Genomic DNA, 3,277 nt, shown 5'->3' with positions numbered 1-3,277 from the left:
TCTTCTCCATCAATCGCAGTATCGACGACTGACGGCCTTCCTTCTTTCTTTCCTCGCCGCTTCTTTCCACGTCCACACCACCTCCAGCACCATTTCCGATTCTGTGTCCCCTTTTTGAAACACCGGGCGCGTGTACGCAAGGAATCTATAAAAATGTTGTAAATATGACATATACGGGGTCTATGTGTCGCTTTCGAAACATACTAACCTGACGACGCAAATCGAAATTTCATAGCGTTCCGATTACGAAAGGAATATCCGATGAATGGCATCATTCAGCGGCTGGGAAGCCGCGCGCAGATTTCAGGCAAGATGCTCGGCCTTCTGAGCGGCGTTTCGCTGCTGGCCGTCAGCGCTGTTCCGGCTCAGGCCGAAGACAATGCGCTGCGCATCATCTCTCTGAACACCTGGGGGGCATCGACGCTCATCCCCGAAGCGGCCGATCTTCTTTCATCGGGCAATTACGATTTCATCACCATCCAGGAATACCGCAACAGCTACGGCGTCGACATCCAGAAGAAGATGGCCGACCTTGGCGCCGGCGATTATGCGCTGCACTCGAAGGGCGACACCGGCCTTGCCTGGCGCGACAAGGACATCATCGATTACAGCAATACCGACGAGCCGGCCCACGTGGTTGTCGGCGGCGAGAACGGCCGCCCGCAGACGATCATCGCGACGGAGCACCTCGACTACCGCGATGATGCCTTTCTCCATCGCAACCGCGAAGCCCATGAGCTGAACGACTGGGCGGCGAGCAAAGCCAGCCCCATTATCATGACGGGGGACTTCAACGCGGGTGACATCTCCGAGCGCGGACTGCTGGAAGTGGTTCAGCAGGAATTTATGATGAAGCGCGCGCGAGAGACCGGCAATGCGGACCACAAGGCCTGGGCGCTGCAATATGTCGCGCGCAATCACGCCATCGGTTCGGAAAAATACGCCGCCGCCGAAGCCTATATCAACCGTAAGACCAATATCGCGCCGGAAGGCCTGTTCACCGACGAGACCTATCCCGTGGCGGGCAACACGCCCTACACGATGAACCTTCTGAAGAAACAGTACCAGATCCTGCAGAACCCCGAGGATCGCGAACGCTTCGCCCCCCACAAGCTGGCGGATGGCAGCACCACATGGCCGAGCGTGGAAGAAGATGACGAGGCCTTCAAATGGCCGTCCTGGGGCCGCACCCAGATCGACCACTTCATCGCCTCGCGCCCCTATGCGAAATGGTGGGAGCTGACGGATGCCGAAGACGACCGCTATGTCGGCGGCGTTCTCGATCAGGACATCAGCACGACGGAGAGCGGCAAGGCGCTTTCCGACCACGAACCGCTCGCCCACGAAATCCGCTGGAAGGGCCCCAATGTCGAGGAAATCGGCGATGGCAGCGGCAAGGTTCGCCTGACCTTCGACGCCAAGACCAGCGATTCGGCCGAGCGCGCCGGCGAATTCCGGCTGTCGCGCAACAACCACCGCACCGATGTCTATCTCGGCCAGCTTTCCGATGAGGATGGCCGCCCGATCTATGCGCAGGCCCCGGAAGTCACCGAGGACCGCCTCGGCTTCCTGCTCGCCAACGCGGTCTATGACCGTCACGACCCGGAAGCCTTCCAGGAAGAGCTTTCGCTCTACGTGCCCGCCGAACAGCAGGCGGTTTACAAGGCCTATCTCGACAAGCTCACGGACACCTCCAATCCGGAGTTCTTCCGCAACGTTCTCGACGACTATTTCCAGGCGCATCGCGACGAGTTCCCGGGCATCGGCAGCATCAGCGACATGAGCTGGGAGCAATGGGGCGATATCCTCATGAAGTATGTCGACGAGGACCTCGCCTTCGACACCAAGCCGGAAAACCCGGCCTGGGACGAGCTTGTGGCAACGCTCGGCCTCAACGATCCAGCCATACGCGCCGCGCTTTCCGCCAAGACCGGGCTCGACTTCGAAAACGACCCCTTCGCCCCCCTCAAGCTGGCGCTCGATTGCGCCGACGCGCAGCACCTGTCGCTTCAGGGCGCCCGCGCGATGTGCGTGGACGATCATGAGCGCTTCCGCGATATCGTCGTCACCGCCGGCAAGACCGTGGCGATCGATGAGAGCGCCGCTCTCGGCTCCACCGACGGCCTGATCACGCTCGACAATGGCGGCATCCGCACCGCCGGACCGGACGATGACTGGGCGCAGTGGACCGGGCCGATCACCTCGATCGACAAGGCCATCCGTTTCGACGGTCGCGGCTGGATCGACGTCTCGCATCCGACGGTGCCCGTCACCGCTCTGAAGACGTTCTCCGGCGACGGCACGTTTGAAAAGCGCGGCGTGGGCACCCTGCTCCTGACGGCGGACAGCTCCGGCTTCGCCGGCACCACGCTGGTCAATGAGGGCAAGCTCTTGGTGGGCGACGAAAACGGCGTCGGCGCGCTCGGCGGCAGCATGACCGTCAATGACGGCGCCGTTCTCGGCGGCTCCGGCACGATCGGCTCCGGCGCGGGTTCGCTGGTCTCAATCGCCTCGGGCGGCACGCTGTCGCCGGGCAACTCCATCGGCACGCTCGCGATCGACGGCGACCTTGCCTTCGCCTCCGGCTCGATCTTTGCCGTCGAAGTGGACCCGGAAAGCGGCCTGAGCGATGCGGTGACGGTGACCGGCAAGGCCTCGCTGGACGGCACGCTCGCCCATGTCGGCTTTGACGGCGTCTATGATCCGCGCTCGACCTACACCGTCCTCTCGGCCGGTGAGATCGAGGGCGAATTCGCAAGCGTCACCTCCGATTTCGCCTTCCTGACGCCCGACTTTCTCTATGGCGCGGGCGAAATCGGCCTGAAGCTGCAGCGCAATGACCGCGATTTCGCATCGCTGGCTCAAACCGCCAACCAGGCGGCCGTTGCGGCGAGCGTGGAGTCGATCGGCTTTACCGCCGGAAACGCACTCTATGACGCGATCGTCATGCTGCCGGACGACCCCGATTTCGTTCGCAACGGCTTCGACCAGCTTTCCGGCGAGATCCATGCGTCGGTCAAGTCCGCGCTGATAGAGGAAAGCGGCATCGTCCGCGGCGCGGAAGCCGATCGCCTTCGCTCCGCCTTCGGCACGGTCGGCGCATCGTCGGCGCCGGTTCTGGCCTACGGGCCTGACGGGGCAAATCTTGCCGCCCCCGATCAGGCAGACGGCATCGCCGCCTGGGGCAGCGCCTTCGGGGCGTGGAACAAGTTCGACGGCAATGCCAATGCCGCCGGCCTCGACAGCGCGACGGGCGGCCTGCTTGTCGGCGTCGACA

General features: G+C 62.7%; 1 protein-coding gene. It reads left to right on the top strand.

The genetic code is table 11. From position 1 onward, the window contains the following. Positions 1-261: 261 nt before the first annotated feature. A partial coding sequence (locus AC5DC2_RS21665) for an autotransporter outer membrane beta-barrel domain-containing protein (RefSeq protein ID WP_491699985.1) occupies positions 262-3,277 on the top strand: 3,016 nt, incomplete at its 3' end.

The organism is Martelella sp. (assembly GCF_984369615.1).
Note: the sequence above shows the minus strand (reverse complement) of the source record. Positions and strands in the feature narration are given on the sequence as shown.